This is a genomic window from Nonomuraea sp. NPDC049269, assembly GCF_043197155.1.
In the GTDB taxonomy this organism is placed as follows: Bacteria; Actinomycetota; Actinomycetes; order Streptosporangiales; family Streptosporangiaceae; genus Nonomuraea.
In genome coordinates, this window is sequence record NZ_JBICSO010000001.1 from 1,352,605 (window position 1) to 1,376,990 (window position 24,386).

The following is a 24,386-nucleotide window of genomic DNA, read 5'->3' on the forward strand; positions in this document are numbered from 1 at the left end:
TTGTCCGGGAGCGCGATGGAGTTCGCCGTTCTGGGGCCGCTTCACATCTCGGCCGATGACCAGCCGCTACCACTCGGCGCGGGCAAGCAGCGCGCTCTGCTCGCCGAACTCCTCTGTCACCCGGGACGCGCCGTCTCCACCGCCACGCTCATCGAGGCGCTCTGGGGCCAGAGCCCGCCCCGGACCGCGGCGGACAACCTCCGGCTTTACGTGCACCAACTCCGCAGGACGCTGGGCCGCGACCGGATCACCCGCACCGGCACCGGCTACGTGCTCGCCCTCCATCCGGGCGAGCTCGACGCGGACAGGTTCGAGACCCTGGCCGAGCAGGGCAGGATCGCCCTGTCCGCCGGAGACCACGAACGGGCCGCCGAGCTGCTCAAGCGGGCGCTGGACCTGTGGCGCGGTCCCGCGTACGCGGAGCTGAACCTCACCACCGCACTCAGCGACCACGCGCACCGGCTGGAGGAGGAGCGGCTGACCGCGCTGGAGAACCGGGTCGAGGCGGACCTGGCCCGCGGCATGCACGCCGCGCTCGTCGCCGAGCTGAGTGGGCTCGTCGGCGAGCACCCCCTGAGGGAACGGCCGCGCAGGCAGCTCATGCTCGCTCTGGCCAGGTCGGGCCGCCAGGCGGAGGCGCTGGCCACCTACCGCGACGCCCGCAGGGTCTTCGCCACCGAACTCGGTCTCGATCCCGGCGCCGAACTCCGTCATCTGCACCAGGCCATCCTCACCGGCGCCCTGCCCGCCGACTCCGCCCCCGCTCCATCGGGTGACCGGTGTCCTGCGCAACTGCCGGCCGACATCTCGGACTTCACCGGCAGGGTCGAGCAGCTCGCCGAGCTGACCGATCTCCTCGGCGACGGGCCGCCGCCGGGGCCGGGCCCGGTGCGTGTATGCGTCATCGCGGGGATGGGCGGGGTCGGCAAGACGACGCTGGCCGTACACGCGGCCCATCTGATCGCCCGGCACTACCCCGACGGCCAGCTCCACACGAACCTGCACGGCGCGGAGTCCTCCCCCGCCGACCCCGGCCAGGTGCTGGCGGCCTTCCTCACCGCGCTCGGCGTGCCGCGCCCCACCCTGCCGGAGACCGTCGAGGAGCGGGCCGCGGTCTTCCGGAGCCGCCTCGCGGACCGCCGGATGCTCATCGTGCTCGACAACGCCGCCTCCGAACAGCAGGTCCGCCCGCTGTTCCCGGGTACGTCCGGCTGCGCCGTCATCATCACCAGCAGGACCCGGCTGACCGGGCTGTCCGGCGCGGCGGTGGTCGAGCTGTCGGTGCTCCACTTCGACCAGGGCGTCCAGCTGCTCTCCCGGATCGTCGGGCCCGGCCGGGTGTCCGCGGAGCCGGAGGCGGCGGCCGAACTCGTCCGGCTGTCGGACGGCATCCCCCTGGCCGTCCGGGTGGCCGGCGCCCGGCTCGTCGCCCGGCCGCGCTGGCCGCTGACCCGCCTGGCCGGGCAGCTCACCGACGAGCGGCGGCGGCTCGACCAGTTCGCCACCGGCGACCTGGCCGTCCGGGCCAGCCTGGCGCTCAGCTATGTGGGGCTCGACCCCGCCGCGCGCCGGGCGTTCCGGCTGCTCGGCTCGCTGGAGGTGCCCGACTTCGCCGGCTGGGTGGCCGGGGCGCTGCTCGACCTTCCCGTGGCGGCCGGTGAGGAGCTGGTCGAGGTGCTGGTGGACACGCAGCTCGTGCTGATCAGCGGGATGGATCCGGCCGGGCAGCCCCGCTACCGCTTCCACGACCTCGTCCGCCTGTACGCCCGCGAGCGCGGCGAGCTCGAAGAGGAGCCGGCGGCCGTGGCCGCGGCCCTGAGCAGAGCCTTCGGGGCCTGGCTCGCGCTGTCCGAACGCGCCACGGAACGCCTGCCGGGCACCACCTCGGCCATCATCCACGGCACCGCCCCGCGCTGGAACTCCCCCGACGGCGCCCCGTGGGAGCCGCCGGCCGTACAGGATCCGACGGCCTGGTTCGACACCGAGCGGGCGGCGCTGGTCGCGGCGATCCGCCAGGCGTGCTCGCTGGGCCTGTCCGAGGTCGCCTGGGACACGGCCTGCTGCGTGGAGCGTTATTTCGACGTGTGCGGCCTGTTCGACGACTGGCGCGGGCTGCACGAGCGGGTCCTGGAGGTCTGCCTCACGACGGGCGACCGGCTCGGCGAGGCGATGATCCGGCGCGGGCTCATGCACGCCACCACGTGGACGGAGACCGGTGGCGCGGCCATGGCCGCGCAGTACGAGGGGGCCGAGCAGCTGATCGCCCTGTTCGCCGAGCTGGGCGAGGAGCGGGGGCTGTCCGACGCGTACGTGCTGCGCGCCTGGGGTGAGGCGGCCAGAGGCGACACGGCGGAGGGCCTGCGCTCGGGGCAGATCGCGCTGAGCCTGGCGGAGGGCAGCGGCCACCGGGGCGGGCAGGCCAGGGCGCACGTGTGCATGGCGGTGGCGCACGGGACCCGGAACATCAAGATGGCCATCCCGCACCTGCTGCGCGGCCTGGAACTGGCCGAGCAGCTCGGCAATCCGCGCTTCGAGGCCACGACCCTGCAGTTCCTGGGCCTGGCGCACGCCCATGCGAAGGAGTTCGAGACCGGGCTGGACTACCTGGTCAGGGCCCTGGCCATCTACCGGCAGATCCGCGATCCGCTGCTGGAGGCGATGGGCCTGGTCGCGCTGGCCAAGCTCTATGCCGGACACCATGACCCGAGGGCGCGGGCCGCGGCCGAGGCGGCCGAGCTGCTGAGCAGCTCCCATCGCCTGGCCCACCACCGGGCCGACGCGCTCTGGGTGCTCGGCGAGGTGGACCTGGCGGAGGGCAGGATCGACGAGGCGGTCATCCATCTGGAGGAGTCGGTCCGGCTCTGGCGCACACGGGGGTGGCAGGAGTTCCTGGCCGGCGCGCTGGCCGGCCTCGCCGACGCCTACACCGCCGCCGGTGACCTCCCGGCAGCCGCCGCGGCCCGTCAGGAGGCGGACGCTCTCTCCGGATCTACTCAGGCGGGATGAGTACGAGGGCCGATGCCGGGAAGGTCCGTCGGTGATCAGGATGGACTTCACACCTCTTTGGGAGTCACATGTCCCGTTCCGTCATCGCCTGGGCCCTGATCCTCGTCATCGCGGGATCCGTCGCCGTAGCCATCTGTATCGCCACCTCGCCCGTGGCCTCCGCCGACGCCCCCCGTGACTTCTTCGACTCGCCCTACCTGCTGCCCGCCTTCCTCGTCCTGGCGGTCCTGGCCGGTCTGGCCGGTTGGTTCGTCCCTCAAGTGGGCGTGCTGTGGGGGCTGGTGGCCGCCGCTCCGTTCTATGTCTCCTTCGCCCCGGCCGTGATCAAGGAACTCCGGGAAGGCGGGCAGGGGCTCTGGCCGGTCGGGCTGCTGTACCTGGTCGGCCTCACGCTCATTCCCCTGGTCGCCGCCCTGACGACCTCGCTGGTCGTCAGGGCGCGCGGATAAAGGGCATCAACCCTTGTAATTGAAAATCTGGTGGAGGGTGTGCTGAATTTCCACCAGGTCCTTTTGGTCGGCCATTACCTGGTCGATGGATTTGTACGCCGCGGGATGCTCGTCCACCAGTGCGGCGGCTCTGTCCGCATTCCAGATCCGGCCGCTCATGGCCGCGGTGAGAGAGGTCGCCGACAGTTCCCGCTTCGCCTTTGTCCGAGACATGCGGCGGCCCGCGCCATGGGAGCAGGAGTTGTACGACTCGGGATTTCCGCGACCGCGCACGATGTACGAGCACGTGCCCATCGAGCCGGGGATCACTCCTTCATCTCCCGTGTCGGCCTTGATGGCTCCCTTACGGGTGATCCAGAGGGACTTGCCGTAGTGGGACTCCTGCTGCGTGAAGTTGTGGTGGCAGTTGATCGTACGGACCCGCTCGCCCTTGCCCACGACCCGGAACAGGGCGTTGATCAGAACCTTGTCCATCCGGGCCCGCGAGGCCATGGCGTAGCGCTGCGCCCACAGCATGTCCTCGATGTACGCGGTGAACTCCGGCGTGCTCTGGACGAGGTAGGCGAGGTCCGGGTCCTCCAGGCTGGTGGCCTGCTTCTTCATCAGCTTCTTGGCGCCGACGATGTGCATCGTGGCGAGCTGGTTGCCGACGCCGCGCGAACCCGAGTGCAGCACCGTCCACACCCGGTCACGCTCGTCGAGGCAGACCTCGACGAAGTGGTTGCCGGAACCGAGGGTGCCGAACTGGTCGGCCACCTTCCTGGTCTGCCTGGGGTTCAGGTCGGTGTAAGGAAGCCCGAGGTCGCCGAGGGCGCGGTCCGTCGACGGGTCCTGGTGGCCCTTGCCGACGCCGGCGGGGATGCGGTGCTCCACCATCGGCATGAGGGCGGCCAGGGTGTCGGGCAGGTCCGAGGCCGTGAGCGTCGTTTCCGTGGCCACCATGCCGCAGCCGATGTCCACACCGACGGCGGCGGGAATGATGGCGTTTTCCGTGGGAATCACCGAACCGACTGTGGCACCGATGCCGATATGCGCGTCGGGCATGAGAGCGACGTGACCGGAAACGAATGGCAGGCGGGCAGTGCGTGCGGCCTGCGCGATCGCGCCTTCGTCGATCTCGCTGGCCCACGACAGCAGGTTCGGTGCGGGCTGGTTCGGCATGAAAGAAATCTCCTCACTGGTTCGTGATCAGTTTGGCGGGACCAGCGAAGAATTCCCAATCATTTTATCGAGTGCGGGTTTTATGAAGCACATCGAGCCGGACACGACCGCGCCCACCGAGGCATGGGAGGCCGAGCGCATCGAGTGGGCACCAGAGGGCCTGCACGCGCCGCACCGCGCGTTCCGCTACAAAGGTGCCACAACCCGTCCAAACTCAGTCGCCACCAGGCAGCCCGTTCCTCCGTTAGAGTCTTGGGGAACGGGCATGCCGGGCGGAGGATCGCATCGGTTGAGGCAACGCGGCAACGAAGGCGAGAGGACAGCGACGTTGGGGCAGCAGGGGCGCTCCGCAGGCACTCCGCTGACGTCGGACGACCCGCCGGCGATCGGCCCCTATGAGCTGATCAGCCGCCTTGGCTCAGGCGGCATGGGCACCGTCTATCTGGCCAAGGCCGCCGACGGCGTACAGGTCGCGCTCAAGGCGATCCGCCGCGACTACACAGCCGACCCGGTCTACCGGGCGCGCTTCCACGAAGAGGTGTCCAACGCCCGCAAGGTCGCCTCGTTCTGTACGGCCCGGGTCCTGGACCACGGCGAGCACGACGGGGTCCTCTACCTGGTCACCGAGTACATCGAGGGCATCTCCCTCGAGGACCACCTGATCGAGCACGGCCCGCTGACGCCGTCCGTGCTGCACTCGGCGGCCGTGGGCGTGGCGGCGGCGCTGACCGCGATCCACGCCGTCGGCCTGGTGCACCGCGACCTCAAGCCGGCGAACGTGATGCTGACACTGGGCGGCCCCCGGGTGATCGACTTCGGGCTGGCCCGCTCGACCCACGTCTCCTCCCGCCACACCAACGCGGGCATGGTGATGGGCACGCCCGGTTGGATCGCTCCCGAGCAGGTCTTCGAGGGCCGCACCAGCCCGGCGGGCGACGTGTTCGCGTGGGGGTCGCTGATCGCCTACGCCGGGCTCGGCGGCCACCCGTTCGGCGAGGGCGACGCCTACGTCATGGCGGCTCGTGCCCGCACCGCCCCGCCCGACCTGCGCGGCCTGCCCGCGCCGCTCGACCGGCTGGTGGCCGCGGCCATCCATCCCGACCCCGCGCGCCGCCCCGCGGCCAAGCAGCTCCTGCTCGAACTCGTCGGCGCGGCCGACGAGCCGGCCGCCCAGCTCGCCGCGACGCGCCACCTCAGCAGCTCGTGGAATCCGTCGGAGTTCCCGCCGCTGGCCGAGTTCCCGCACAATCCGCAGGTACGCCCGGCGCCGCCGGGCTGGACCCCGCCGCCGCAGGCCCGTCAGCCACAGGTGCACCCGCCTCAGCCCCACCCGTCGCAGACGCACCAGCCGCAGGCCCACCAGGCCCACCAGGCCCAGCCCCACCAGCCGCAAGCCCACCAGCCTCAGGCTCATCAGCGGACCGGCCCGGGGCCGCTGCCGGGACGCGGGCCGGTGCCCCGTCCGGCCGCCCAGGCGCCGCCACCACCCCGCCAGGCACCCCTGTCTCCTCAGCAGACAGGCCAGGTGCCGCTTTCCGCCCATCAGACGGGGCAGGTGCCGCTGCAGCCCGGACCGAGGGGTCCGGCGTTCCCGGCCAAGCCGAAGCCGAAGAGGAGCGTGTTCGCCAGTTGCCTGACCGCCATCGTGGTGGCCATCGTGCTGCTGGTGTTGCTGCTGGCCGTACTGACGTGGGCGCTCAGGTCGCCCGACGCGGTCGGCGCGGACAGCCCGGTGCAGGACGGCAAGCTGAAGTTCGCGGTGACGGGCACCAAGTGCCCCAAACCCGCAAAGGGCGCGAAGCAGCGCACCTGCCAGGTGAGCGTCAAGGTCGACAACATCGGCCAGGAGGCCCGGGTCCTCTACCCGGGCCAGCAGAAACTGCTCGACGAGGACGATGCCTTACACGGCGGCATCAAGCTGCTCGACAAAGCGGGCTCGGAGGTCACACCGGTCCGCATCGGGCCGGGCCAGTCCTTCAGCGGCGCGCTGCTGTTCGAGCTGCCGAAGGAGGCCCAGCCCGCGGGGCTGGAGCTGCACGACTCCGGCCTGAGCACCGGGGTGCGGGTCAGGCTCGACTAGAGCCGTAGGCGGCGGGGTCGGAGATGTCGATCCTCGAACGGTCGGGCAGTGCGAGCGTCGCGGCGAAGCCGATCGCCGCACCGATGATCATGAACACGGAGATGGCCTGCCAGCCGTAGTCGTGCAGCAGCCAGGTGGCGATCAGCGGTGCCGGCCCGCCCGCGATGACCGAGGCCAGCTGGTATCCCAGCCCGGCTCCGCCGTACCGCAGACCGGTCGGGAAGCTCTCCGCGATGAGCGCCGCCTGCGGGCCGTACTCCATGGAGTGCTGGAGTTGCGTGATCATCATGGTGAGCAGGATGACGACGGCGATGCCGGTGTTGAGCAGGGCATAGTAGGGGAAGGCGATCACCGCCAGCAGCGCGGCCCCGATGAGGTAGATCCTGCGGCGGCCTATTCGATCGCTGAGGTGCCCGAAGTACGGGATCGCGAAGAGCTCGACGGCCGCCGCGGCGCTGACGGCGGCGAACGCGAACGTGCGCGACATCCCGATGTGCGGGGCCGTGATGTAGGTGATCACGAATGTCGTGTAGAGGTAGAACGGCATCTGCTCGGAAACGCGCAGAAGCGCGCTGAGCACGACCTCCTTGGGATGCTTCTTGAGGACCTCGACGACCGGCAGCTTGGCCACCTGCCTGGTCTCCAGGAGCCGCGCGAACAGCGGCGTCTCCATGACCCGCAGCCGCACCCACAGACCGACGGCGACCAGCACGAGACTGGCCAGGAACGGAATCCGCCAGCCCCAGTCCTTGAACGCGTCGCCCGCCGCCAGGGCCACCAGCGACATCGCGCCCGTGCCGAGTATGAGGCCGATGGGCACGCCGACCTGCGGCCAGCTCGCCATCAGGCCGCGTCTGCGCTGGTTGCCCCACTCCATCGACAGCAGCACCGAGCCGCTCCACTCGCCGCCGACCGCGATCCCTTGCAGAATGCGCAGGACGACCAGCAGGACCGGCGCGGCCACGCCGATCGAGTCGGTGCTGGGCAGCACGCCGATGAGCGCGCTTGAGACGCCCATCATGACGAGGGTGATGATGAGCGTGGCCTTACGCCCGATGCGGTCGCCCCAGTGCCCGAAGATCGCCGCGCCTACCGGCCGGGCTGCGAAGCCGACCGCGTACGTGGCGAAGGCCGACAGGGTGCCCGCGTACGGGCTGGACTTGGGGAAGAAGACGTCGGCGAATACGGTCGCCGCGGCCGTGCCATAGAGAAAGAAGTCATACCACTCGATGGCAGTACCGACGACGCTCGCCGTCGCTGCCTTCCTCACCTGGGATTGATACTCCGCCGCTGGTAACCCGTGATCGTGCGTCACCTGCGCCTCCTCAGCCCGGACCGGGACTCCCAGTGTGATCCGGCTCACACGCCACCCGGCTTGCGCGATGCCTACCCGGCTCACGGGACACGAACACGGGATTTGTCAGATCGTTAGCGACAAGTGGTGTCTTTCTGGTGTCGGAAGCCGCCTGCGAGGAACCGCGTTACGGTCTCGTCGCCGCAACTCGGGCTTTCCGGCAGCCGTCCGACCGCCTATGCGGCGGTGAGCGCGGCCTGGGCTTGGGGAAGGTCGATGAAGGTGTCCTTCCGTTCGACCAGCCCGTTCTCGTCGAGTGTGACCACGTCGAGGCAGTCGAAGCGGATCGGACGTCGGTTGCCGTCGGGGTCGGCGAGGACAGCGGTGAGCGCCCACTCGAGCACCCAGTGGCGGTCGCCGATGATCGTCCGGTGGACGTCGAATCCCATCTCCGGCCACTGGGCGAACATGGCGGCGAAGGTGTCGCGAAGTGCGGACCGGCCGTGGACCGGCTGCTCGCCGTTGTGCAGCCAGAACTGGGTCGCGGGCGAGTGCAGTGCGACGATCGCGTCCACGTCGCGGGTGGCGAAGGTCGTGACGTAGGTGTCGAAGACGTTCTGTGCGGGCGATGCGGTGGGGGGCATGGCTCATTCTCCTGTCACTGGCTGGGCGGATCACTTGATGCGGTAGACGCGGTAGTTGACGTGGTTGAGCGACAGCTCGTTGACCGCGATGGCGACGGTGGAGTTCAGCCACGCGTAGCGCTCCGCGCCGGTCTCGAACAGCGGCGCGGACCGTGCGTGCATCTCGTCCCAGCCGATGGTCTCACCGACCCAGAGTCGGCTGATCGCCTCGTCCGAGAGCGTGGCGCGACCGGTGACGGTGACGAACACCAGCTCGCCGTCATGGGTGCGGATCGTCGCCCGGACGTCGAGGCGGGCGACGCGATCGGAGCCGACCATGATCCAGTCACCGCCGCCGGGCAGGAACTCGCCGCGCAGCCGCGGCCCCTCGACGGTTCCGCGCTCGACGACCGCGATCATGCGCGTGCCCAGCGGGGTGGACAAGGTCTGCATGGTCTGGAACGTGATGGCGAAGTCGCACAGGCGCTCGACCGCGACCTCGGTGATGGCTGGGTCTGTGTCGAGAAGGGTCATGGGGTCCTCCGGAGCCGGTAGTCCTGCCGTGGCACCACCTTGAAACGATCACTTGGAAAAGTCAAGTGATAGCTCTGAATTTCAGATCAAGAGCTTGGACTTGGCATGACGTGCGGTACGCTGCCGTCATGGCATCGCGTTCCTACGGTCACTACTGCGCGGTGGCCAAAACGCTCGACCTGGTCGGCGAGCGGTGGACCCTGCTGGTCGTCCGCGAACTGCTGGACGGCCCGAAACGCTACGTCGATCTCCTTGGCGGGCTCGTGGGCATTTCCACCGACATGCTGGCCGCCCGGCTGAAGACGCTGGAGGAAGCGGGAATCGTCAGCCGGCGCACGCTTCCCGCGCCCGCCGCATCGAAGGTGTACGAGCTGACGCCGCTCGGCCGGGAGCTGCAACCGGCGATGACCGAGCTGGCCCGGTTCGGCATGCGCCTGCTCGGAGAGCAGGACGACGACGCCTTCCAGGTCCACTGGATCACGCCGTCGCTGTGGGCGATGTTCCAGCCGGAGCGGGCCCAGGCCCTGTCGCTCACCGTCGAGTTCAGGGTAGGCACCGACGCCATGCACGCCCGCATCGCCGACGGCGCACTGCGCACCTGCCCCGGCCACGCCGACGATCCCGACGCCGTCCTGACCTTCGCCGATGCCGCGACCCTCACCGAGATCGGGCGCGATCCCGCCGCGTCACTCGCCGCCGTCTCCACCGGCCGTCTCCACGTTCAAGGAAGGCCTGACGCCGTCCAAGCCACGAGAGACCTCTTCGGACTCAACCGCTAGAGGATTGCGCATACCCCCGAACGGGTCCAACATGATCGGCGATGACCGACACAAACATGATCATGAAGGCAGCGGCCGAGTGTCAGGCGTTCCTGGAATCGGCCGCCGGCCAGGACTGGTCCGGCCCGATCCCCGGCCTGCGGTGGACCGTGGCGCAGGCCGTGGCCCACACGGCCGACGGCCTCCTGTGGTATGCCACCGACCTCGCCGCCGGAGGCCGGGAACTGAGCACCATGGACCTCGCGGTACGGCCGGAAACCGCTCCTCAGGACCTCATCGCCACGCTGGGAACGTTCGCCACCGTGCTGGCCAGGGTCGTGGAAGGCGCACCACCGGACGCCCGGGGCTGGCATCCGTACGGGCTGGCGGACGCGTCCGGCTTCGCCGCCATGGCCTGCGACGAGCTGCTCGTCCACACCTACGACGCCTCACTCGGTCTGGAACCGGACTTCGTCCCTTCCGAAGAGCTCGCTCTGCCGACCCTGGGCCGCCTGTTCCCCTGGGCTCCTGGGCTGGCCGGGGCTTGGGAGACCCTGCTGTGGGCCAACGGACGAGCCGACCTGTGGGGCCAGGAGCGGCAGACAGGCTGGCGATGGCACTGCGCACCGCTGACGCAGTGGGACGGGACCAACCCACGGACGGGTTGAGGGCAGGAACCAGTGGAGGATCACGGGAGCCGGAACAAGGCCACGCCGCCCCCTTCCTCGCGGCTGTCACCTGTCGCTTCGACCGCGAGCACCCGTTCGTCGGGAGACCAGGCGCTGCGGGTGCGCAGCAGGGGCGAGGCGAGGTTCAACAGCCGGCTGCCCGATCCGATGTCCCAGACGCGCAGGGCCGCGTCGTCGCGTCCCCGTACTGTGGCGATCATGGACAGCCGCTTGCCGGACGGGCTGAAGTGGAACCATGGGCCGATCACATCCGCCTCCGGCCCCAGGTCGCCGGGCAGCGCTCGCAGCACCTTTCCCGACCTCGCGTCCGACAGTGTCACCTGCCCGGCCTTACCGTCCCAAGCCGCCTTCACCGTGCCGTCCGCGCTGGCCACCTCCCGTGCTCCCCACCGGCGCCCCCATGCGTCCTGGTCCCGCGATTCCAGCCGCTTGCCCGTTCGCACGTCCCACCACAGGCCGGCCGCCTCGACCGCGGTCTCATCGAGAGAGAAGATCATCCCCTGGGTCCGGGGCAGCTCCATCACCGGTGATTCCCAGCCTCCGGGACTACCGTCCAGACGCCACAGGCGGACGCGTCCCTTGGGCAAGGTGCCGCCATCCTCGGACGCGGTGCCTCGCCAGGCGGGTTCGAAGAACACCCCCGCGGCGTACCGGCCCGTCCAGGAGACGCCGAGCGTGCCGACCAGGCCGCCTCGAAGATAGGGGCCGTCAGCGGTGTGACCGGTGACCGCCCCGCTGGGGGTGACGATCGTGACAAGCGCCGTCCGCTGAGGCGGCGGCTGCTTGTCTTCCTCCGGTTGGTCGGTCCGCTGCACCTCGGTGCCGACCATGCTCAGGTGCTTCCCATCGGGTGCGAAGGCGATCGCGGGAAAGCTCCTCAAGGCCTCGTTCCCCACGAACCCCGGCACGTGATGTACGGCCACACACCCGCTGCGATCCAGCCAGCGGTCGAGCCGCTCACATGGCCGTAACTCCCGGCTGGACCACCAGGCGACGGCCGCCACGATGACGATCGCGACCACAACCGCCGCGCTCCACCGCGAGAGCCGACGATTCCTTAAATTGATCACAAATCGAGGCTACTGCCCTACCCCGTCAAGCGGTCCCCGAGTTCCACGCCCAGGCCGCGATCCCCACCCGATTCGCCGCTCCGAGCTTGCGCTGGACATTGGCCACATGTGTCTTCACCGTGCCGGCGCTGATGAACAACTCGGCCGCGATCTCCGCATTGGTATGCCCGTGCGCGACCAGGCGCGCGATCTCCACCTCCCGCTCGGTGAGCGGATCCTTCGGCGGCACCGCCTTGGAGCCGCGCAGGTGGCGCAGCAACCGCACGGTGACCTGCGGGCTGATGAGCGTGTCCCCGGCCATGGCGGCGCGAATGGCCTCGATGAGCAGCGTCGGCCCCGACCGCTTCAGCAGGAACCCGCAAGCACCGTTGCGGAGCGCGGTGTGCACATAGTCATCGAGGTCGAACGTGGTCACCACGATCACCCGCGTCTCCTGCGCGAGCACCCTGGTGACCTCAAGCCCGTCGAGCTTGGGCATCCGGATGTCGGCCAGTACGACGTCGGGCTTGAGATGCCGGGCCAGCTCCACGGCCGCCCGGCCGTCGGCCGCCTCCCCCACGACCGTCATATCGGGCTGCGAGTCGAGAATGAGCCGGAACCCGATCCGTACATCATCCTGATCATCCGCGATGAGAACCCGTGTCGTCACGGTCCTTCCCCCTCCAGCCGCGCGTACGTCACCCCACAATCCCACCTCCGGCCCGCGGCTCCGGACTCAGACGGGGACGACCGCGGTGACGCGCCAGCCCGTGCCGTGGGGACCCGCGGAAAGGGAGCCGCCGACCGACTCAAGCACTTCGGCAAGGCCCGCCAGGCCGAAGCCGCCGTCGCGACCGTGCTCGGCGAAGCGGCTCCCGCGTTCGTCGGCCTCCGGCCGGCCACCGCTGCCATCGTCGTCCACCCGGACACGGAGCATGTCCCCGTCTCTCGTCACCGCGATGTCGACGGTGGTCGCACGCGGCGCGTGCCTGCGTACGTTGGTCAGCGCCTCCGTCACCACCCGGTAGGCGGTCGCCGACGCCTCGCGCGAAATCTGCTCCGCCTCGACGAAGAGATTCACCCGGACGGTCGGCGAGAACCCGTCGGCGAGGTCCCGCAGCCCGTCGATGCCGGGTGCGGGACCTCTGGCGGGTTCGTTGAGCATGTGGACCGTACGGTCGAGCGAGGCCAGGGCCCGCTGGCCGCCCTCCTCGATGCGCCGCAGGGCATCCTCGATCTGCGGCGGCAGCCCTGGCGCGAGCCGGGCCGCCTGGGCCTGTACGAGCATGCCGCTGACATCGTGCGCCACGAAATCGTGCAGGTCACGGGCCAGAGCGAGCTGCTGATCCCGTACGGCCCGCACCACCGCCCGGCGCCGGTTCCCGTCGAGCGAACGCAGGTAGAGCCCGGCCGCGGCGGCCCCGACCGCCCCCAGCGACCAGCCCGTACAGCCGGCCAGAACCAACGAGAGCGGCCCGGGCCAGACCATGCGCAGCAGGATGACCGAAACCGCGAGACCAGGTACGAGGGCCGCGACAGGCGCGCGGCGGGCCGCGAGCATGGTCAGGGCGAGCAGTGCCGGAACCTCGATCAGCAGCCAGAACGTGGCGCCGCCAAGGGTGCCCGTCAGCGGATAGTAGGCGGTGATCGCCAGGGAGACCGCTCCCCCGCCCACGGCCGAGTAGGCGGGCGGGACGCGCCGCGTGCCCGCCACCACCCGCGCGCACAAGCCGATGAGGTTCACGAGTCCGACCCTAGAGCGCCTCGGCCGGCGGCCTGCCCAACAGGCCCCGGACGAGACCGCAGGAGCCGCCAAGCCCGTAGCTAAAGCGCTTTGCCGCGAATCTGCTCTTCGACCCGGTAGTCAAGAGTGGCGTACAGCTGAACGGCCTCCTCGTTGGCGGGGAAAACGTTCAACGCCAGCAGGTGATTGCCGTGCCGAGCCGCCACCCGCTCCCCCACTCGCATGAGCGCATGACCGTACCCGTGGCCGCGACGGCTTTCCTCGACCCACACCGAGAAAACAAAGGCGCGGCCCGCCCAGCGATCAAGTTGAATCCAGATGGACGCGATGACCTCGCCCGCGGATTCGATCACGTGGAAGGAGTGGCCGGGCGTGTCCATACCCTTGGGCAGTTCCCGGTCGAGGGCGAGGCGGGCCGCGTCCCACGCCTCCTCGGGCGCCAGGCCTTCGGCCTCCAGGCTCTTGGCGTAGTCGGTCGCCTCGCGCTCCAGCCATACCCGGAACTCATCCGCTCGCGGTTTCCGGTCAAGCGGGCCATCGGTGGGAGGAGAGCAGGCGCCGATGGTTTTGGCCATGGTCTGCACCTGCACGGAATAATCCCGGAACAATGCCAGGTGCGCCGCGTCCGAGCCGTCGAGACCGGCATTGACCACCTTGACGCCACGACCGGCACACCAATTCTCCGCGTGCTTCAAAGCAGTCGTGCCGTACCCCCGCCCACGATCGGTGGCGGCGATCCAGATGTCATGCACGAATCCTTCGCCGGCTGCCGCCGCCACCGCGACGAAACCCACTGCGCACCCGTTCGCCATGACGGCGAAAAGGGCGGAGTCAGCCGCTTCACGCCAGCTGACGGCGGAGATTTCGACGGCCTCGGCGATATCGCCGGCGCCATATCCCCAAGCCTCATATCTGGCATGGAGTCGTTTGTCCCAGTCCAGGCGCCACATATTGACGAGATCCGGCGTGGCCGGATGAATCTCCACCATCGTCGCTTGCTCCAACCGGGCGGCGAAGAGGTTGATCATCGAAACACGGTGGAAGCGCTGGTGTCAATACGAGCCTGACGCGGCGGCCCCGCCGACACCGCATGACGCGTACACGGACACGCTACGCTCTCGCGCGTGTCCGAAATATCGGTTCCCGGCTATGAGATCCGGGGCGTGCTGGGGCAGGGTGGCTTCGGGATCGTCTACCTCGCGCTCCAGTCCGCCGTCGGTCGGGAGGTGGCGCTCAAGGTGGACAACCGAGTGCTGCTCTCCGACCGCGACAGGCGCCGCTTCCTGCGCGAGGTCACCGCGGCCGGCGCGCTGTCGGGGCATCCCCATGTCGTCCCCGTCTACGATGCCGGGCTGCTTCCGGACGGCCGGCCGTACATGGTGCTCGAACTCTGTCCCGGCGGGTCGCTCTCCGGTCAGCGCCTGCGGCCGGACGCGGTGCGGGACGTCGGGGTGCGGATCGCCGACGCGCTCGCCGCGGCGCACACCCAAGGCGTGCTTCATCGCGACGTCAAGCCCGCCAACCTGCTGCTCAACCGCTACGGGCACGTGGCGCTGTCCGACTTCGGCCTGGCCACGATGCCCGACTCGGGACCCGACGCGTCGGTGACGCGGGAGTCGCTGACGCCCGCCTACGCTCCTCCGGAGGCGTTCGAGCTCGCCGAGCCGAGCGCTGCCGGTGACGTCTATTCACTCGCGGCCACGCTGTACGCGCTGCTGTCCGGGCGTCCGCCCCGTTTCCCGGAGAGCGGGGTGCCGAACCTGGCGATGGTGCTGGCGATGCATCGCCTGCCGGTTCCCGACATTCCGGGTGTGCCGCCGGCGCTGACGGCGGTTCTGCGTCAGGCGCTCGTCAGCGACCCGCACCAGCGGACACCGAGCGCCGCCGCCTTCCGCGACGCGCTGACCGCCCTGCGCCTCGACGCCGAGCCGGTGGGGTCAGGCTCGGGCCCGATGTGGTCGGGCTCGGATCCGAGGTCGCAGGGCGCTGATCCGGTATGGGCCGGATCGCCGAACAGCGTCCCGTCGGGAGCGCCAGGTGCCGGTAGGCCGGCCGACCCGTACCAGTACGCCGCATCGCAGCCGGTCAGCCCGCCTGGGCCCGGTCATGCCGGCCAGTTCGACAGCCGGTCCGTCAGCCGGCCCGTGGGGCATAGACGGCGGAGTGGCGGCGGCCGGGATGTCCGGCGGGACGACACCGTTGAGCCGGTCGCTCCCCGGGGCGTCTCCAGGGTGTTCCTGGTGATCGTGTCGGCCTGTGCGCTGGTCTTGGCGACAGGCGCGGGGGTGGTCATCTATGAGCACTTCACCCGCGGGCCGGAGACGGGGCAAGCCCCGCAAGCGACCGGGACGGCCGCGCGGAAGTCCCCGGCGGCCGCCCGGATCGCCGGCGTGGAGACCTACACCAAGGGATGCCCCGCGTCCGCCGTGCCCGGGGCGAAGGCATCGTGCGTCAGGGACTCCGAATGCTGGGCCGGCCTGGTCGTCTCCGCGGGCGACACGACGGCGAGGCGGCTTGGTTGCGAGGAGACCCATTCCTGGGAGACGTTCGCGATCGCCCCGCTTCCGGCTGACTCCCTCACCTACGATCAGCGTGATCTGGCGAGACATCCCCTGGTGAAGAAGGTCTGCTCCACGGCCGTCCTGCTGGCCACGCGGTACGGCGCGGCCAAGAACATCGCCGGCGACAAGTGGCTCGCGGATGTGATGCCGCCTTCGTCGGCGCAGTTCGATCAGGGCCTGCGGGTCTACCGGTGTGTCGGTGCCCTGGCGGGTGCGGAGAGGTCCGGCTCCGTCTTCCGGCCCACCTCTTGAGGAGGCAGGATGGGCCCGCGACTGGTACTCGTCACCTTGGCGGCGGTACTGACATTGGCCGGATGTACGGCCGGCTCGCAACCAGTCCCTGATGAGACCCGCTCGGTGAAGGCGAGCGGCACCCCGGCCGCCACCCGCCCCCAGGGACGCTGGCGGGTGGTCTACCGGCAGAAAGGCCTGGACCACGGGGCCGACTTCCTGGACATCACGGCCACGAGCGAGAGCGACGCGTGGGCGGTCGGCGAGCGGACCTTCGGCACCGACGGCCACGAGGCGTTGCTGGTCCGCTGGGACGGCAAGCGCTGGCGACGACTGGCGAAGGAACTGCCGAAGCAGGCCCGGTACGTCACGCTCACCAAAGTGGACGCCTCAGAGCCCGGCAATGTATGGGTCATCGCCGAGGACAAGGAGGGAGGCGAGTCCGGGCTGCTGCACTTCGACGGCCGGCGCTGGTCGTTCGTCCCCGATCCGGTGGACACCTCTGACGAGGCCGCGAGTCCGTCCGAGGTGATCGCCCTGGGTGGTGGGCAGGCGTGGACGTTCGGCGACGGGTGGGCACGGCACTTCGACGGGCAACGCTGGACCAGCCAGGCGATCCCCATCGTCACGCACGCCGCCTTCGCGCGCTCGCCCCAGGACATCTGGGCGGTCGGGGAGTCGGACCCGGTGCCGGACGACGCTTCCGCGCAGTCGGAACCCGCCGTCGCGCACTTCGACGGCCGGACCTGGCAGCGGATGCCGCTGCCCGCGCCGTCGCCGCCCGGCTCGTTCGAGTCTCGGCTCGACGCCGTCCTGGCCGTGGCCGCCGACGACGTATGGGCGGTCGGCGGCTACGAGACGCCGGACGGTACGTTCGGCCCGCTGTCATACCGGTGGAACGGCACCGCCTGGCGGGCGGTCGCCCTGGACGGCGGGCGGTTGACCGGGATCGCCCGCGACAGCGGCGGCGTGGTGTGGGTGGCCTCCCATCGGTTCAACCCCGATCCGGGGAACGACAGCTACCGGCTCCTGGCGGAGGCGGGCGGACGTTGGTCACGGGTCACCCCCTCCGCCCCGGTGACCGGGATGACCTCAGGGAAGCCCTTGTGGGCGATCGGCCAGAACGCGATCACGGAGTATCGCTGAGACGGGGTCAAGGGAGTTCAGGTCGCGGGTGACTTCGACGGTCTCCACCAGGGGCCTCGGCTCCTACGCGCGGCTCAGCAGGACCGGCTCGGTGATCGGGGACTCGTGGGTGCCGAGGACGGTGCAGGCGTGGGCTCCGGCGGTGGCGCCGAGCCGTACGCACTGCTCCAGCGGAAGCCCGCGGAGCCTGCCGTACAGGAAGCCGGAGACGAACGCGTCGCCCGCGCCGTTGCTGTCGGCGACCGGGCCGGGCAGCGGCGCGGCCGGGAAGGCGCGCAGCGGTGTGTCGCGGGTGAAGACCAGGCAGCCCTCGGCGCCGCGGGTGCAGACGACCGTGTGGGCGCGGCCGCGTTCGATGATGCCGGCCATGGTCGCGGCCGGGTCGGCGAGCGCGGCGGCCGAGAGGAAGACGAGGTCGGAGCGGTAGGCGAAGTCCTGGTGGTAGTCGTCGACGCCGTTCCAGTCGTGGAGGTCAGTGGAGACGGGCATGTCGAGGTCCGGGTACACGTGACGGCAGAAGTCGGTGATCGACACGTGCGCGTGCCGCGCTTCGACACCCGTGTAGAGGTGGCGCGGGAGCCGCTCGCCGGGCGTGCTCCTGGGGTCGAACAGCGAGGTGCGGCGGCCGTCCGGACCGACCAGCAGGACGCTGCGCCGGGTGCCCGCCGCCGCCGGCGCCCAGGCGAAGTCGAGGCCGCGCAGCGCGTGGCGGATCAGCGCGCCCTGCGGGTCGTCGCCGATCAGGTCGGCGAACGCGACGTCGAGCCCGAGCGCCGCGCAACCGAGCGCGACACCGGCGCCGGTGTTGCCGATCCGGTCGATCACGGGCGGCACGGCGTAGGTGTCCTCGTACGGCAGGGGCAGCGTGGGCACGTACACGGTGGTGTCGACCCCGGCACCGCCGAGGACCAGGACGTCGCGGATCAACGGCTCACCGTCATCGGTTCACCAGCGGGCCGGAGCCGGTGGAGCCGCGGACGACCAGTTCGGGCTGGAAGACGAGCTCGACGTGTTTGGCGGGAGCGCCGTTGACCTCTTCGAGCAGGGTCTGCACCGCGGCCGTGGCCATCGCGCCGATGGGCTTGCGCACCGTCGTCAGCGGCGGATCCGTGAACGCGATCAGCGGCGAGTCGTCGAAGCCGACCACCGACACCTCGCCCGGCACGGCCAGCCCCTTCTCGCGGCAGGCGCGGATCGCTCCCAGCGCCATCAGGTCGCTCGCGCACACGATGCCGGTGCAGCCGCGGGACAGGAGCTGCATGGCCGCCGCCTGCCCACCCTCGACGGAGAACAACGAGTGCGCGATCAACTCGTCGACCGCGCTCGTACCGAGGAGCTGGGCCATGGCCTGCCGGTACCCCTCGATCTTCCTGATCACGGGGACGAACCTGCGCGGCCCCAGCGCCAGCCCGATCCGCTCGTGTCCGAGGTCCACGAGATGCTGTACGGCCAGCCGCGCGGCGAGCCGGTCGTCGGGTGAGATGAACGGCGCGTCGATGTGCTCGCTGTAGCCGTCGACCAGCACGATCGGCAGCCCCCGGTCGGTGAGCCTGGTGTAACGGTCCATCCGGGCGGTGGTGTCGGCGTGCAGCCCCGACACGAACACGATGCCGCTCACCCCACGGTCCACCAGGAGTTCGGTGAACTCGTCCTCGGGCGCGCCGCCCGGCAGCTGGGTGCAGAGCACGGGCGTGTAGCCGTGCTGGGTCAGCGCCTTCTCGATGGCCTGGGCGAACGCCGGGAAGATCGGGTTGTCGAGCTCGGGCGTGACCAGGCCGACGAGCCCGTTGCTGCGCTGCCGCAGCCGGGGCGGCCGTTCGTAGCCCATGAGGTCGAGCGCGGCCATCACGGCCTGGCGGGTGGCGGCGGAGACGCCCGGCTTGCCGTTGAGCACCCGGCTGACCGTGGCCTCGCTCACCCCGGCCTGGGCGGCGATGTCGGCGAGGCGCGCGTGACCGGTCATGGCCGCCACTTTACTTTCCACCGGGCCGCCGGATGTGGCGCGTACAGGACGTCACCGCAGGCGGAGCCGCTCCTGCGCACGTGATCGGCCACGGCCTCGCGCCACCCCCTGATCATGCTCCGTAACCCTAGACGGTCTCGACCATGAAAGCCCTTGCCGCAAGTTTACGCAAGCCCTTCCAGGGCCCCGTTTTTCCGGACTTTTTCACCAGCGGATGTCCCAAACCCCTGACCGAAACCCGATTGGGCGGAGATCTTTTATGACAAGGGTGGACATGCAGCGTTAAGGCGCGATGTACTACCCCTTCAATCAGCCCCGTCACAGGTGACACGTGCGCAAGGTGTTGGGCCCATGAGCTCGGTCGTTCTCGACAAAGTGACCAAGGTGTACCCGGGTGACTACCTGGCAGTAGACCGACTGAGCCTGAAGGCCGAAAATGGCGAGTTCCTCGTTCTGCTCGGACCCTCGGGCTGTGGCAAGTCCACACTACTCCGCATGATCGCCGGCCTCGAGGAGATCACCGAAGGGGACCTCTGGCTGGACGGGCAGCTGGCCAACCATCTGGCCCCGCGTGACCGCGACGTCGCCATGGTGTTCCAGAACGGCGCCCTCTACCCGCACAGGACCGTACGCGGCAACATCGCCTTTCCCCTGGAGATCGCCAAGTCCGACCCGGCGCAGGTGCGCGAGCGCGTCACCGAACTGTCCAAGGCGCTGCACATCGACGACACGCTGGACCGCCGCCCGGGCACGTTGTCCGGCGGCCAGCGCCAGCGCGTCGCGATGGGGCGGGCGATCGTCCGCCAGCCCAAGTTGTTCCTGATGGACGAGCCCCTGTCGAACCTCGACGCCGGCATGCGCACCGAGCTGCGCATGGAGATCTCCGCCCTGGTCAGATCGCTGAACGTCACCACCATCTACGTCACGCACGACCAGGTCGAGGCGCTCACGCTGGCCGACCGCATCGCCATCCTCAACCGCGGCGTCCTGCAGGACGTGGGCACCCCGTCGCAGATCTACAACGACCCCGCGACGGCGTTCGTGGCGGCCTTCCTCAACTCGCAGCAGCTGAACCTCCTGGCCGCGACGGTACACACGCCGCAGAACCAGTACGTCCTGCTCGACTTCGGCCCGCACCGGCTGACGATCCCGTGGAGCGACCCCCGGGCGTACGCCATCTCGCAGCACACGGGCGGCCAGGTGCTGGTCGGCATGCGCCCCGACGGCCTGGCGCCGGTGCCCGAGTCGTACGAGGGGCCGTCGTTCTTCGGCCGCGTGCGGGCACTGGAGTACCACGGTCATGAGTGGCTCGCCTACGTCGAGTGCGGCATGCCCGCCGTACCGGTGCCCGAGCCGCCGGACCGGCGCGCGAAGACCAACGGTGACAAGAACGGGGCCGGCGGGCTCGGCGGGCTGGTCCGCCGGATGTTCTCCCAGCGCGAGGAGGAACGGGAGCAGCAGGAACAGGTGGGGCAGAACGTCGGCAGCGGCACCCACCGGCGCTCCGACATCATCGTCCGCCTGGGCGGGCGCCCGGCCTGGCGGGCCGGCGAACCGGCCAAGGTGGCCGTCGACCAGGCGCGCCTGATGATCTTCACCCCCGATGGCGGCCGCATCGACCCACCCCGCCGCTGACACCTCCCCCGGGCGGGGGAAAGCGATGGCTCACGGTGGGGAGGCCACCTGTCACCGCCGTCGGCACGCTTGGTGGCATGACTTACTGGACTTCTCGATGGGCCGGTTACGCGGCGATCGGGGGCGATTGGCATGCTCGGAGGGGCGGTAGTCAGCGACCGCGGGGGCGCGGTCTTCGGCGGGTACTGCGCCATCTGGGCGGCCCTCCTGACGATCGCCGCTCTCGGGTTCCAGCGCCGCACCAGAGCGGCGCGAGTTCCAAGCCTGGCTTATCGAACTCGGTGACTCCGACGATTCGGATTCTGTTCTCCTCGAACGACGTCACGGTGGCGGCGCTCGGGACTATTAGCTGTGCGGGCGGTTAGCTGTGGGCGGCGCCCTCTCCCGTGCGGTGGAGATCGCCTGTGGGCGGCAGGATCCCGGCCACCAGTGCGCTGAGGGCGGCCAGCGCCTGCTGAGCATCGACCCGCTCGGGCGCCAGCAGCCACTGCTGGTGGATGCCGATGCCGGCGCCGATGATCGCGACGGCCAGCGCCTCGGCCGACACCCCCGGAGGAAGCGGCAGCCGTTCCAGCCAGCGCCGGCAGTGCTCGCGCAGAGTGTCGTGGATCTCGACGTAGCGCCCGCGGATGGGTGAATCCGGCTCCAGCGCCTCGACCAGGAGCGTGACGAAGAGCTTGGTGGTCGGGAGCGCGAACATCGCGCCGGCCGCCAGGTGCAGCTCTTCGAGCTTCGACTCTGGGAGCTCGGCGAGGCTGTCGCGGACCATCGCCACCGAACGTTCGAGCACCGCCAGCAGCAGGCCCTCCTTGCTGCCGAAGTGCCACGGGATGGAGCCCCTGCTGATCCCGGAGCGTTGGGCCACGTCGATGAAGGTCGTCTGCCGGTAGCCCTTCTCGGCGAACAGCTCCGCCGCCGCGGCGAGGATCAACTCGCGGCTCTCGTTACTGGTCTGCTCTCGTCGCGTTGTCACGCCACCTCCTCTATGCTATGAATCATATTCTATGTTGGCCGACACAGAAACGGAGGCCACCCACTCATGAGACTCCCGGACACCGCCCACACCTCACGCCCCTGGCGGATCCACACCCTGACACCCGACTTCCGGCTCGAGGACGTATGGGAGCTGCCCACTCCCGGCGGCCCCGACGACCTGGAACGCCTGGTGCGGCAGATGGTCACCGGCGATGGCCGTTTCTCCGGCGCCACCCGAGCCCTGTTCGCGCTGCGCTGGAAGATCGGCGAGCTGCTCGGCTGGGACCGGCCGGACACCGGCGTCGGCGTACGCGTGGAGACGTTGCGCAACCGGCTGCCCGCCGACCTGCGCGACGGCCCGCCCGCGCCGGACCCCGTCGCGGTGCCCCTCACCTCGGTCTATCTGACCGACACCGAGTGGGCGGCGGAGCTGGCCAACAAGACCGTGCACACCGTCATGCACATCGGCTGGGTGCCGGATTCCTCCGGCGGCCACCACGGGCAGCTGGCCGTCCTCGTCAAGCCGAACGGCCTGTTCGGCAGGGCCTACATGGCCGCGATCAGGCCCTTCCGCCACCTGATCGTGGACCCGGCATTGATCCGGCTGATCGGCCGCGGCTGGCAGAGGGGGGCGGCATGAAGATCGGAATGATCGCGAGTCACTATCCGCACGCCTTGCACCGGGAGGAGTTCATCGCCCGGGTGCACCAGGTCGCCGAGGTGTTCCGTGGCACACCAGGATGCCTGTCGGCCGACTGCTGGCTGTCCGACGACGCGGTGATCTCGATCGTGCAGTGGGAGTCGGACGAGGCGTTCGCCGCGTCGCTGGCCGCGGCACAGGAGGCGGAACTCGATCTGGCCTATGACGAGCGCGAGGTACGGCCTCGCGAGATTGTTCGAGTCGTGGCCCGCAGTTGACGAACCGGACCACGGTCCGTATTGTTCCCTTACAAGCGGACCGCAGTCCGGAAAGGGGCAATCATGAAGCCGATCCTGCACATTTCCGCCTCCCCCAGAGGAGCGGAGTCGATCTCGCTGGCCATCGCCTCGACCTTCGTCGAGGAGTACCACGCCACGCATCCCGGGGCGCAGGTCGACCACTTCGATCTGTGGGATGGAAGCCTGCCGGAGTTCGGGCCCGCCGCGGCGAAGGCCAAGATGACTGTGTTCGGAGGGGGTGTGCCCGAAGGAGAGGAGGCGGTGGCCTGGGAGGCGGCCGTGCGGACGTTCGAGTGGTTCGACGCCTATGACCGGTATCTGTTCAGCGTGCCGATGTGGAACTCGGGCGTTCCGTACAAGCTCAAGCAGCTCATCGACGTGGTCAGCCAGCCGGGCATGGTGTTCGGGGTGGATGCGGAGACCGGCTACCAACATCTGCTGCGCGGGAAGCGGGCCGCGGTCGTCTACACCAGCGCGGTCTGGGGGCCGGGGGTCGGGGCGGAGTTCGGGAGTGACTTCCAGTCGACGTTCTTCGGCGGGTGGCTGCGCTGGGCCGGGATCGACGACGTTCAGGAGATTCGGCACCATCCGACGTTGACCGGGTCGTACGAGGACGAGCGGAAGCAGGCCGACGAGCGAGCCCGAGAGGTCGCCAGGCGCTTCTAGCGACTTCCGCCGATCGTGCCTGGTGAAGACGACATTAGCCACGAGGCCAGGACCATTTGGACCCCCTTTCTTGACGGCCTGAGAGCCGGCGTTCAGGCTGCGCAGGTGACAGTCCGTACACACTCGAAGACTGGGAGGGACCATGGCGCTACGGTTCTACGGCAAAGGCGGCAGCGACACCGAGAACTGCCCTTCGGTCTCCGTCGATGAGACTGACCTCAGCCTCGTGTTCGTCGGCTGGCCAATCGAGGACCCCGAAGTGATATCCGAGATCGAGCAGTACAGTCACATCGCACCGGACGAGCGTGCCTTCCGGATTCCTCCGGAGCTGCGTAAGGCGATTTGGGAGGCTTTGGGTGGCGACAATCCCAACTTTGGCTGAGCTGCTGAACAAAACCCAGCGCTCGGTTACTCACCTCGAGATGCGGGACACCTATGGGCTCAGCGGTGAGGGCTACCGGGCATGGCGCGAGGGCGTCCGTATCGAAGAAATCTCCAAGTACGACTACCTGTCCTCCTGGGTGAACCTCATCCGCCGGCACATGGCGCGAGGCGTCACCTTCCGTCGCGCGAGAGTCGTCTCCGAACCGTTCAGCGACTACATCCGGTACGAGCACGCCATCACCCCCGCCGCGAACCTTGCGGCCGGGGAGCTGGTTCGTTGGCTGTCTCGGCAACGTGCTTACGACTTGGCGCTGCCTGGCTGTGACTTCTGGCAGTTCGACGATGGGCTGGTGCGGCTGATCTTCTCATCGGGTGACGGTGAACTCGTCGGGTACGAGATGACCGACGATCCGGCAGTGGTCAGCCTGTGCAGCTCGGCCTTTGAGGCCGTCTGGGAGCGCGGCATTGACCACGCTGAGTACAACCCCGCCTAGTCACC

At 69.7% G+C, this 24,386-nt stretch carries 24 protein-coding genes; 13 read left to right on the plus strand and 11 right to left on the minus strand.

Annotation, left to right across the window (positions count from 1 at the left end):
- Positions 1 to 15: 15 nt before the first annotated feature.
- Both ACGFNP_RS06145 and ACGFNP_RS06150 read left to right on the plus strand, forming a co-directional pair.
- On the plus strand, positions 16 to 3,006 hold the full coding sequence (locus ACGFNP_RS06145) for a BTAD domain-containing putative transcriptional regulator (RefSeq protein WP_393315402.1): 2,991 nt from the start codon (positions 16 to 18) through the stop codon (positions 3,004 to 3,006).
- Between the two features lie 68 nt (positions 3,007 to 3,074).
- On the plus strand, positions 3,075 to 3,455 hold the full coding sequence (locus tag ACGFNP_RS06150) for a hypothetical protein (protein WP_358326837.1): 381 nt from the start codon (positions 3,075 to 3,077) through the stop codon (positions 3,453 to 3,455).
- A gap of 6 nt (positions 3,456 to 3,461) precedes the next feature.
- Here ACGFNP_RS06150 and ACGFNP_RS06155 read toward each other — a convergent pair whose 3' ends face one another.
- On the minus strand, positions 3,462 to 4,616 hold the full coding sequence (locus ACGFNP_RS06155; RefSeq protein WP_393315405.1) for an RtcB family protein: 1,155 nt from the start codon (positions 4,614 to 4,616) through the stop codon (positions 3,462 to 3,464).
- Positions 4,617 to 4,944: 328 nt separating this feature from the next.
- Here ACGFNP_RS06155 and ACGFNP_RS06160 point away from each other — a divergent pair, with 328 nt between their 5' ends.
- Positions 4,945 to 6,696 (plus strand): serine/threonine-protein kinase, encoded by a 1,752-nt coding sequence (locus tag ACGFNP_RS06160; RefSeq protein ID WP_393315408.1) that lies wholly within the window; start codon positions 4,945 to 4,947, stop codon positions 6,694 to 6,696.
- Here ACGFNP_RS06160 and ACGFNP_RS06165 read toward each other — a convergent pair.
- From ACGFNP_RS06165 to ACGFNP_RS06175, 3 genes are all read right to left on the minus strand, one after another.
- Positions 6,683 to 7,966 carry an MFS transporter gene (locus ACGFNP_RS06165; RefSeq protein ID WP_393315411.1) on the minus strand — a complete coding sequence of 428 codons (1,284 nt, stop codon included), beginning with the start codon at positions 7,964 to 7,966 and terminating at the stop codon, positions 6,683 to 6,685. The two genes, ACGFNP_RS06160 and ACGFNP_RS06165, sit on opposite strands and share 14 nt — an antisense overlap.
- A gap of 260 nt (positions 7,967 to 8,226) precedes the next feature.
- Complete coding sequence (locus ACGFNP_RS06170; RefSeq protein WP_393315414.1) at positions 8,227 to 8,634, minus strand: nuclear transport factor 2 family protein; 408 nt, start codon at positions 8,632 to 8,634, stop codon at positions 8,227 to 8,229.
- A 30-nt stretch (positions 8,635 to 8,664) separates the two neighbouring features.
- Positions 8,665 to 9,147 (minus strand): DUF3237 domain-containing protein, encoded by a 483-nt coding sequence (locus tag ACGFNP_RS06175; RefSeq protein ID WP_393315417.1) that lies wholly within the window; start codon positions 9,145 to 9,147, stop codon positions 8,665 to 8,667.
- Between the two features lie 128 nt (positions 9,148 to 9,275).
- Between ACGFNP_RS06175 and ACGFNP_RS06180 the strand changes: the two genes are divergently transcribed.
- Complete coding sequence (locus ACGFNP_RS06180) at positions 9,276 to 9,926, plus strand: winged helix-turn-helix transcriptional regulator (protein WP_393315419.1); 651 nt, start codon at positions 9,276 to 9,278, stop codon at positions 9,924 to 9,926.
- Between the two features lie 41 nt (positions 9,927 to 9,967).
- Positions 9,968 to 10,573, plus strand: a complete 606-nt coding sequence (locus tag ACGFNP_RS06185; RefSeq protein ID WP_393315422.1) for a maleylpyruvate isomerase N-terminal domain-containing protein — start codon at positions 9,968 to 9,970, stop codon at positions 10,571 to 10,573.
- A gap of 20 nt (positions 10,574 to 10,593) precedes the next feature.
- On the opposite strand, the gene ACGFNP_RS06190 is transcribed toward ACGFNP_RS06185, so the two are convergent.
- From ACGFNP_RS06190 to ACGFNP_RS06205, 4 genes are all read right to left on the minus strand, one after another.
- Positions 10,594 to 11,616 (minus strand): WD40 repeat domain-containing protein, encoded by a 1,023-nt coding sequence (locus ACGFNP_RS06190; RefSeq protein WP_393315425.1) that lies wholly within the window; start codon positions 11,614 to 11,616, stop codon positions 10,594 to 10,596.
- Between the two features lie 73 nt (positions 11,617 to 11,689).
- Positions 11,690 to 12,313, minus strand: coding sequence for a response regulator transcription factor (locus tag ACGFNP_RS06195; protein WP_358326819.1), 624 nt, complete (start codon positions 12,311 to 12,313; stop codon positions 11,690 to 11,692).
- Between the two features lie 66 nt (positions 12,314 to 12,379).
- Positions 12,380 to 13,387, minus strand: coding sequence for a sensor histidine kinase (locus ACGFNP_RS06200; protein ID WP_393315429.1), 1,008 nt, complete (start codon positions 13,385 to 13,387; stop codon positions 12,380 to 12,382).
- Between the two features lie 80 nt (positions 13,388 to 13,467).
- Positions 13,468 to 14,415 (minus strand): GNAT family N-acetyltransferase, encoded by a 948-nt coding sequence (locus ACGFNP_RS06205; RefSeq protein ID WP_393315433.1) that lies wholly within the window; start codon positions 14,413 to 14,415, stop codon positions 13,468 to 13,470.
- 96 nt (positions 14,416 to 14,511) lie between these two features.
- On the opposite strand from ACGFNP_RS06205, the gene ACGFNP_RS06210 reads away from it, so the two are divergent.
- Positions 14,512 to 16,200: a serine/threonine-protein kinase gene (locus ACGFNP_RS06210; protein ID WP_393315436.1), complete on the plus strand. Its 1,689-nt coding sequence runs from the start codon at positions 14,512 to 14,514 to the stop codon at positions 16,198 to 16,200.
- Between the two features lie 9 nt (positions 16,201 to 16,209).
- Complete coding sequence (locus ACGFNP_RS06215) at positions 16,210 to 17,325, plus strand: hypothetical protein (protein ID WP_393315439.1); 1,116 nt, start codon at positions 16,210 to 16,212, stop codon at positions 17,323 to 17,325.
- Positions 17,326 to 17,388: 63 nt separating this feature from the next.
- On the opposite strand, the gene ACGFNP_RS06220 is transcribed toward ACGFNP_RS06215, so the two are convergent.
- Both ACGFNP_RS06220 and ACGFNP_RS06225 read right to left on the minus strand, forming a co-directional pair.
- Entirely contained in the window at positions 17,389 to 18,252 is an 864-nt protein-coding gene (locus ACGFNP_RS06220) for a PfkB family carbohydrate kinase (RefSeq protein ID WP_393315442.1), read from the minus strand.
- Positions 18,253 to 18,262: 10 nt separating this feature from the next.
- Positions 18,263 to 19,288, minus strand: coding sequence for a LacI family DNA-binding transcriptional regulator (locus ACGFNP_RS06225; RefSeq protein WP_219535195.1), 1,026 nt, complete (start codon positions 19,286 to 19,288; stop codon positions 18,263 to 18,265).
- A gap of 351 nt (positions 19,289 to 19,639) precedes the next feature.
- Between ACGFNP_RS06225 and ACGFNP_RS06230 the strand changes: the two genes are divergently transcribed.
- The gene (locus ACGFNP_RS06230; RefSeq protein WP_393315446.1) at positions 19,640 to 20,923 is read left to right on the plus strand and encodes an ABC transporter ATP-binding protein; all 1,284 of its coding nucleotides are present in this window, start codon (positions 19,640 to 19,642) and stop codon (positions 20,921 to 20,923) included.
- Between the two features lie 361 nt (positions 20,924 to 21,284).
- On the opposite strand, the gene ACGFNP_RS06235 is transcribed toward ACGFNP_RS06230, so the two are convergent.
- A complete protein-coding gene (locus ACGFNP_RS06235; RefSeq protein ID WP_358326800.1) occupies positions 21,285 to 21,896 on the minus strand; it encodes a TetR/AcrR family transcriptional regulator in 612 nt (203 codons plus the stop codon).
- A gap of 66 nt (positions 21,897 to 21,962) precedes the next feature.
- Here ACGFNP_RS06235 and ACGFNP_RS06240 point away from each other — a divergent pair, with 66 nt between their 5' ends.
- The 5 genes from ACGFNP_RS06240 to ACGFNP_RS06260 all read left to right on the plus strand — a co-directional run bounded on the left by ACGFNP_RS06240 (position 21,963) and on the right by ACGFNP_RS06260 (position 24,381).
- Complete coding sequence (locus ACGFNP_RS06240; protein WP_393315449.1) at positions 21,963 to 22,538, plus strand: DUF2867 domain-containing protein; 576 nt, start codon at positions 21,963 to 21,965, stop codon at positions 22,536 to 22,538.
- The gene (locus ACGFNP_RS06245; protein ID WP_393315452.1) at positions 22,535 to 22,816 is read left to right on the plus strand and encodes an antibiotic biosynthesis monooxygenase; all 282 of its coding nucleotides are present in this window, start codon (positions 22,535 to 22,537) and stop codon (positions 22,814 to 22,816) included. Before ACGFNP_RS06240 ends, ACGFNP_RS06245 begins: the two co-directional genes overlap by 4 nt.
- Positions 22,817 to 22,879: 63 nt before the next feature.
- A complete protein-coding gene (locus ACGFNP_RS06250; protein WP_393315455.1) occupies positions 22,880 to 23,503 on the plus strand; it encodes an FMN-dependent NADH-azoreductase in 624 nt (207 codons plus the stop codon).
- Between the two features lie 142 nt (positions 23,504 to 23,645).
- Entirely contained in the window at positions 23,646 to 23,885 is a 240-nt protein-coding gene (locus tag ACGFNP_RS06255) for a hypothetical protein (protein WP_358326789.1), read from the plus strand.
- Positions 23,878 to 24,381 (plus strand): DUF6879 family protein, encoded by a 504-nt coding sequence (locus ACGFNP_RS06260; RefSeq protein WP_358326787.1) that lies wholly within the window; start codon positions 23,878 to 23,880, stop codon positions 24,379 to 24,381. The genes ACGFNP_RS06255 and ACGFNP_RS06260 overlap by 8 nt, the downstream gene beginning before the upstream one ends.
- Positions 24,382 to 24,386: the final 5 nt, after the last annotated feature.

Coding starts and splice junctions, on each gene's coding strand:
- ACGFNP_RS06250 (WP_393315455.1), top strand. CDS start 22,880: ATGAAGCCGATCCTGCACATTTCCGCCTCCCCCAGAGGAGCGGAGTCG.
- ACGFNP_RS06205 (WP_393315433.1), bottom strand. CDS start 14,415: ATGATCAACCTCTTCGCCGCCCGGTTGGAGCAAGCGACGATGGTGGAG.
- ACGFNP_RS06255 (WP_358326789.1), top strand. CDS start 23,646: ATGGCGCTACGGTTCTACGGCAAAGGCGGCAGCGACACCGAGAACTGC.
- ACGFNP_RS06230 (WP_393315446.1), top strand. CDS start 19,640: ATGAGCTCGGTCGTTCTCGACAAAGTGACCAAGGTGTACCCGGGTGAC.
- ACGFNP_RS06225 (WP_219535195.1), bottom strand. CDS start 19,288: ATGACCGGTCACGCGCGCCTCGCCGACATCGCCGCCCAGGCCGGGGTG.
- ACGFNP_RS06145 (WP_393315402.1), top strand. CDS start 16: ATGGAGTTCGCCGTTCTGGGGCCGCTTCACATCTCGGCCGATGACCAG.
- ACGFNP_RS06185 (WP_393315422.1), top strand. CDS start 9,968: ATGACCGACACAAACATGATCATGAAGGCAGCGGCCGAGTGTCAGGCG.
- ACGFNP_RS06180 (WP_393315419.1), top strand. CDS start 9,276: ATGGCATCGCGTTCCTACGGTCACTACTGCGCGGTGGCCAAAACGCTC.
- ACGFNP_RS06240 (WP_393315449.1), top strand. CDS start 21,963: ATGAGACTCCCGGACACCGCCCACACCTCACGCCCCTGGCGGATCCAC.
- ACGFNP_RS06155 (WP_393315405.1), bottom strand. CDS start 4,616: ATGCCGAACCAGCCCGCACCGAACCTGCTGTCGTGGGCCAGCGAGATC.
- ACGFNP_RS06150 (WP_358326837.1), top strand. CDS start 3,075: ATGTCCCGTTCCGTCATCGCCTGGGCCCTGATCCTCGTCATCGCGGGA.
- ACGFNP_RS06215 (WP_393315439.1), top strand. CDS start 16,210: ATGGGCCCGCGACTGGTACTCGTCACCTTGGCGGCGGTACTGACATTG.
- ACGFNP_RS06175 (WP_393315417.1), bottom strand. CDS start 9,147: ATGACCCTTCTCGACACAGACCCAGCCATCACCGAGGTCGCGGTCGAG.
- ACGFNP_RS06245 (WP_393315452.1), top strand. CDS start 22,535: ATGAAGATCGGAATGATCGCGAGTCACTATCCGCACGCCTTGCACCGG.
- ACGFNP_RS06170 (WP_393315414.1), bottom strand. CDS start 8,634: ATGCCCCCCACCGCATCGCCCGCACAGAACGTCTTCGACACCTACGTC.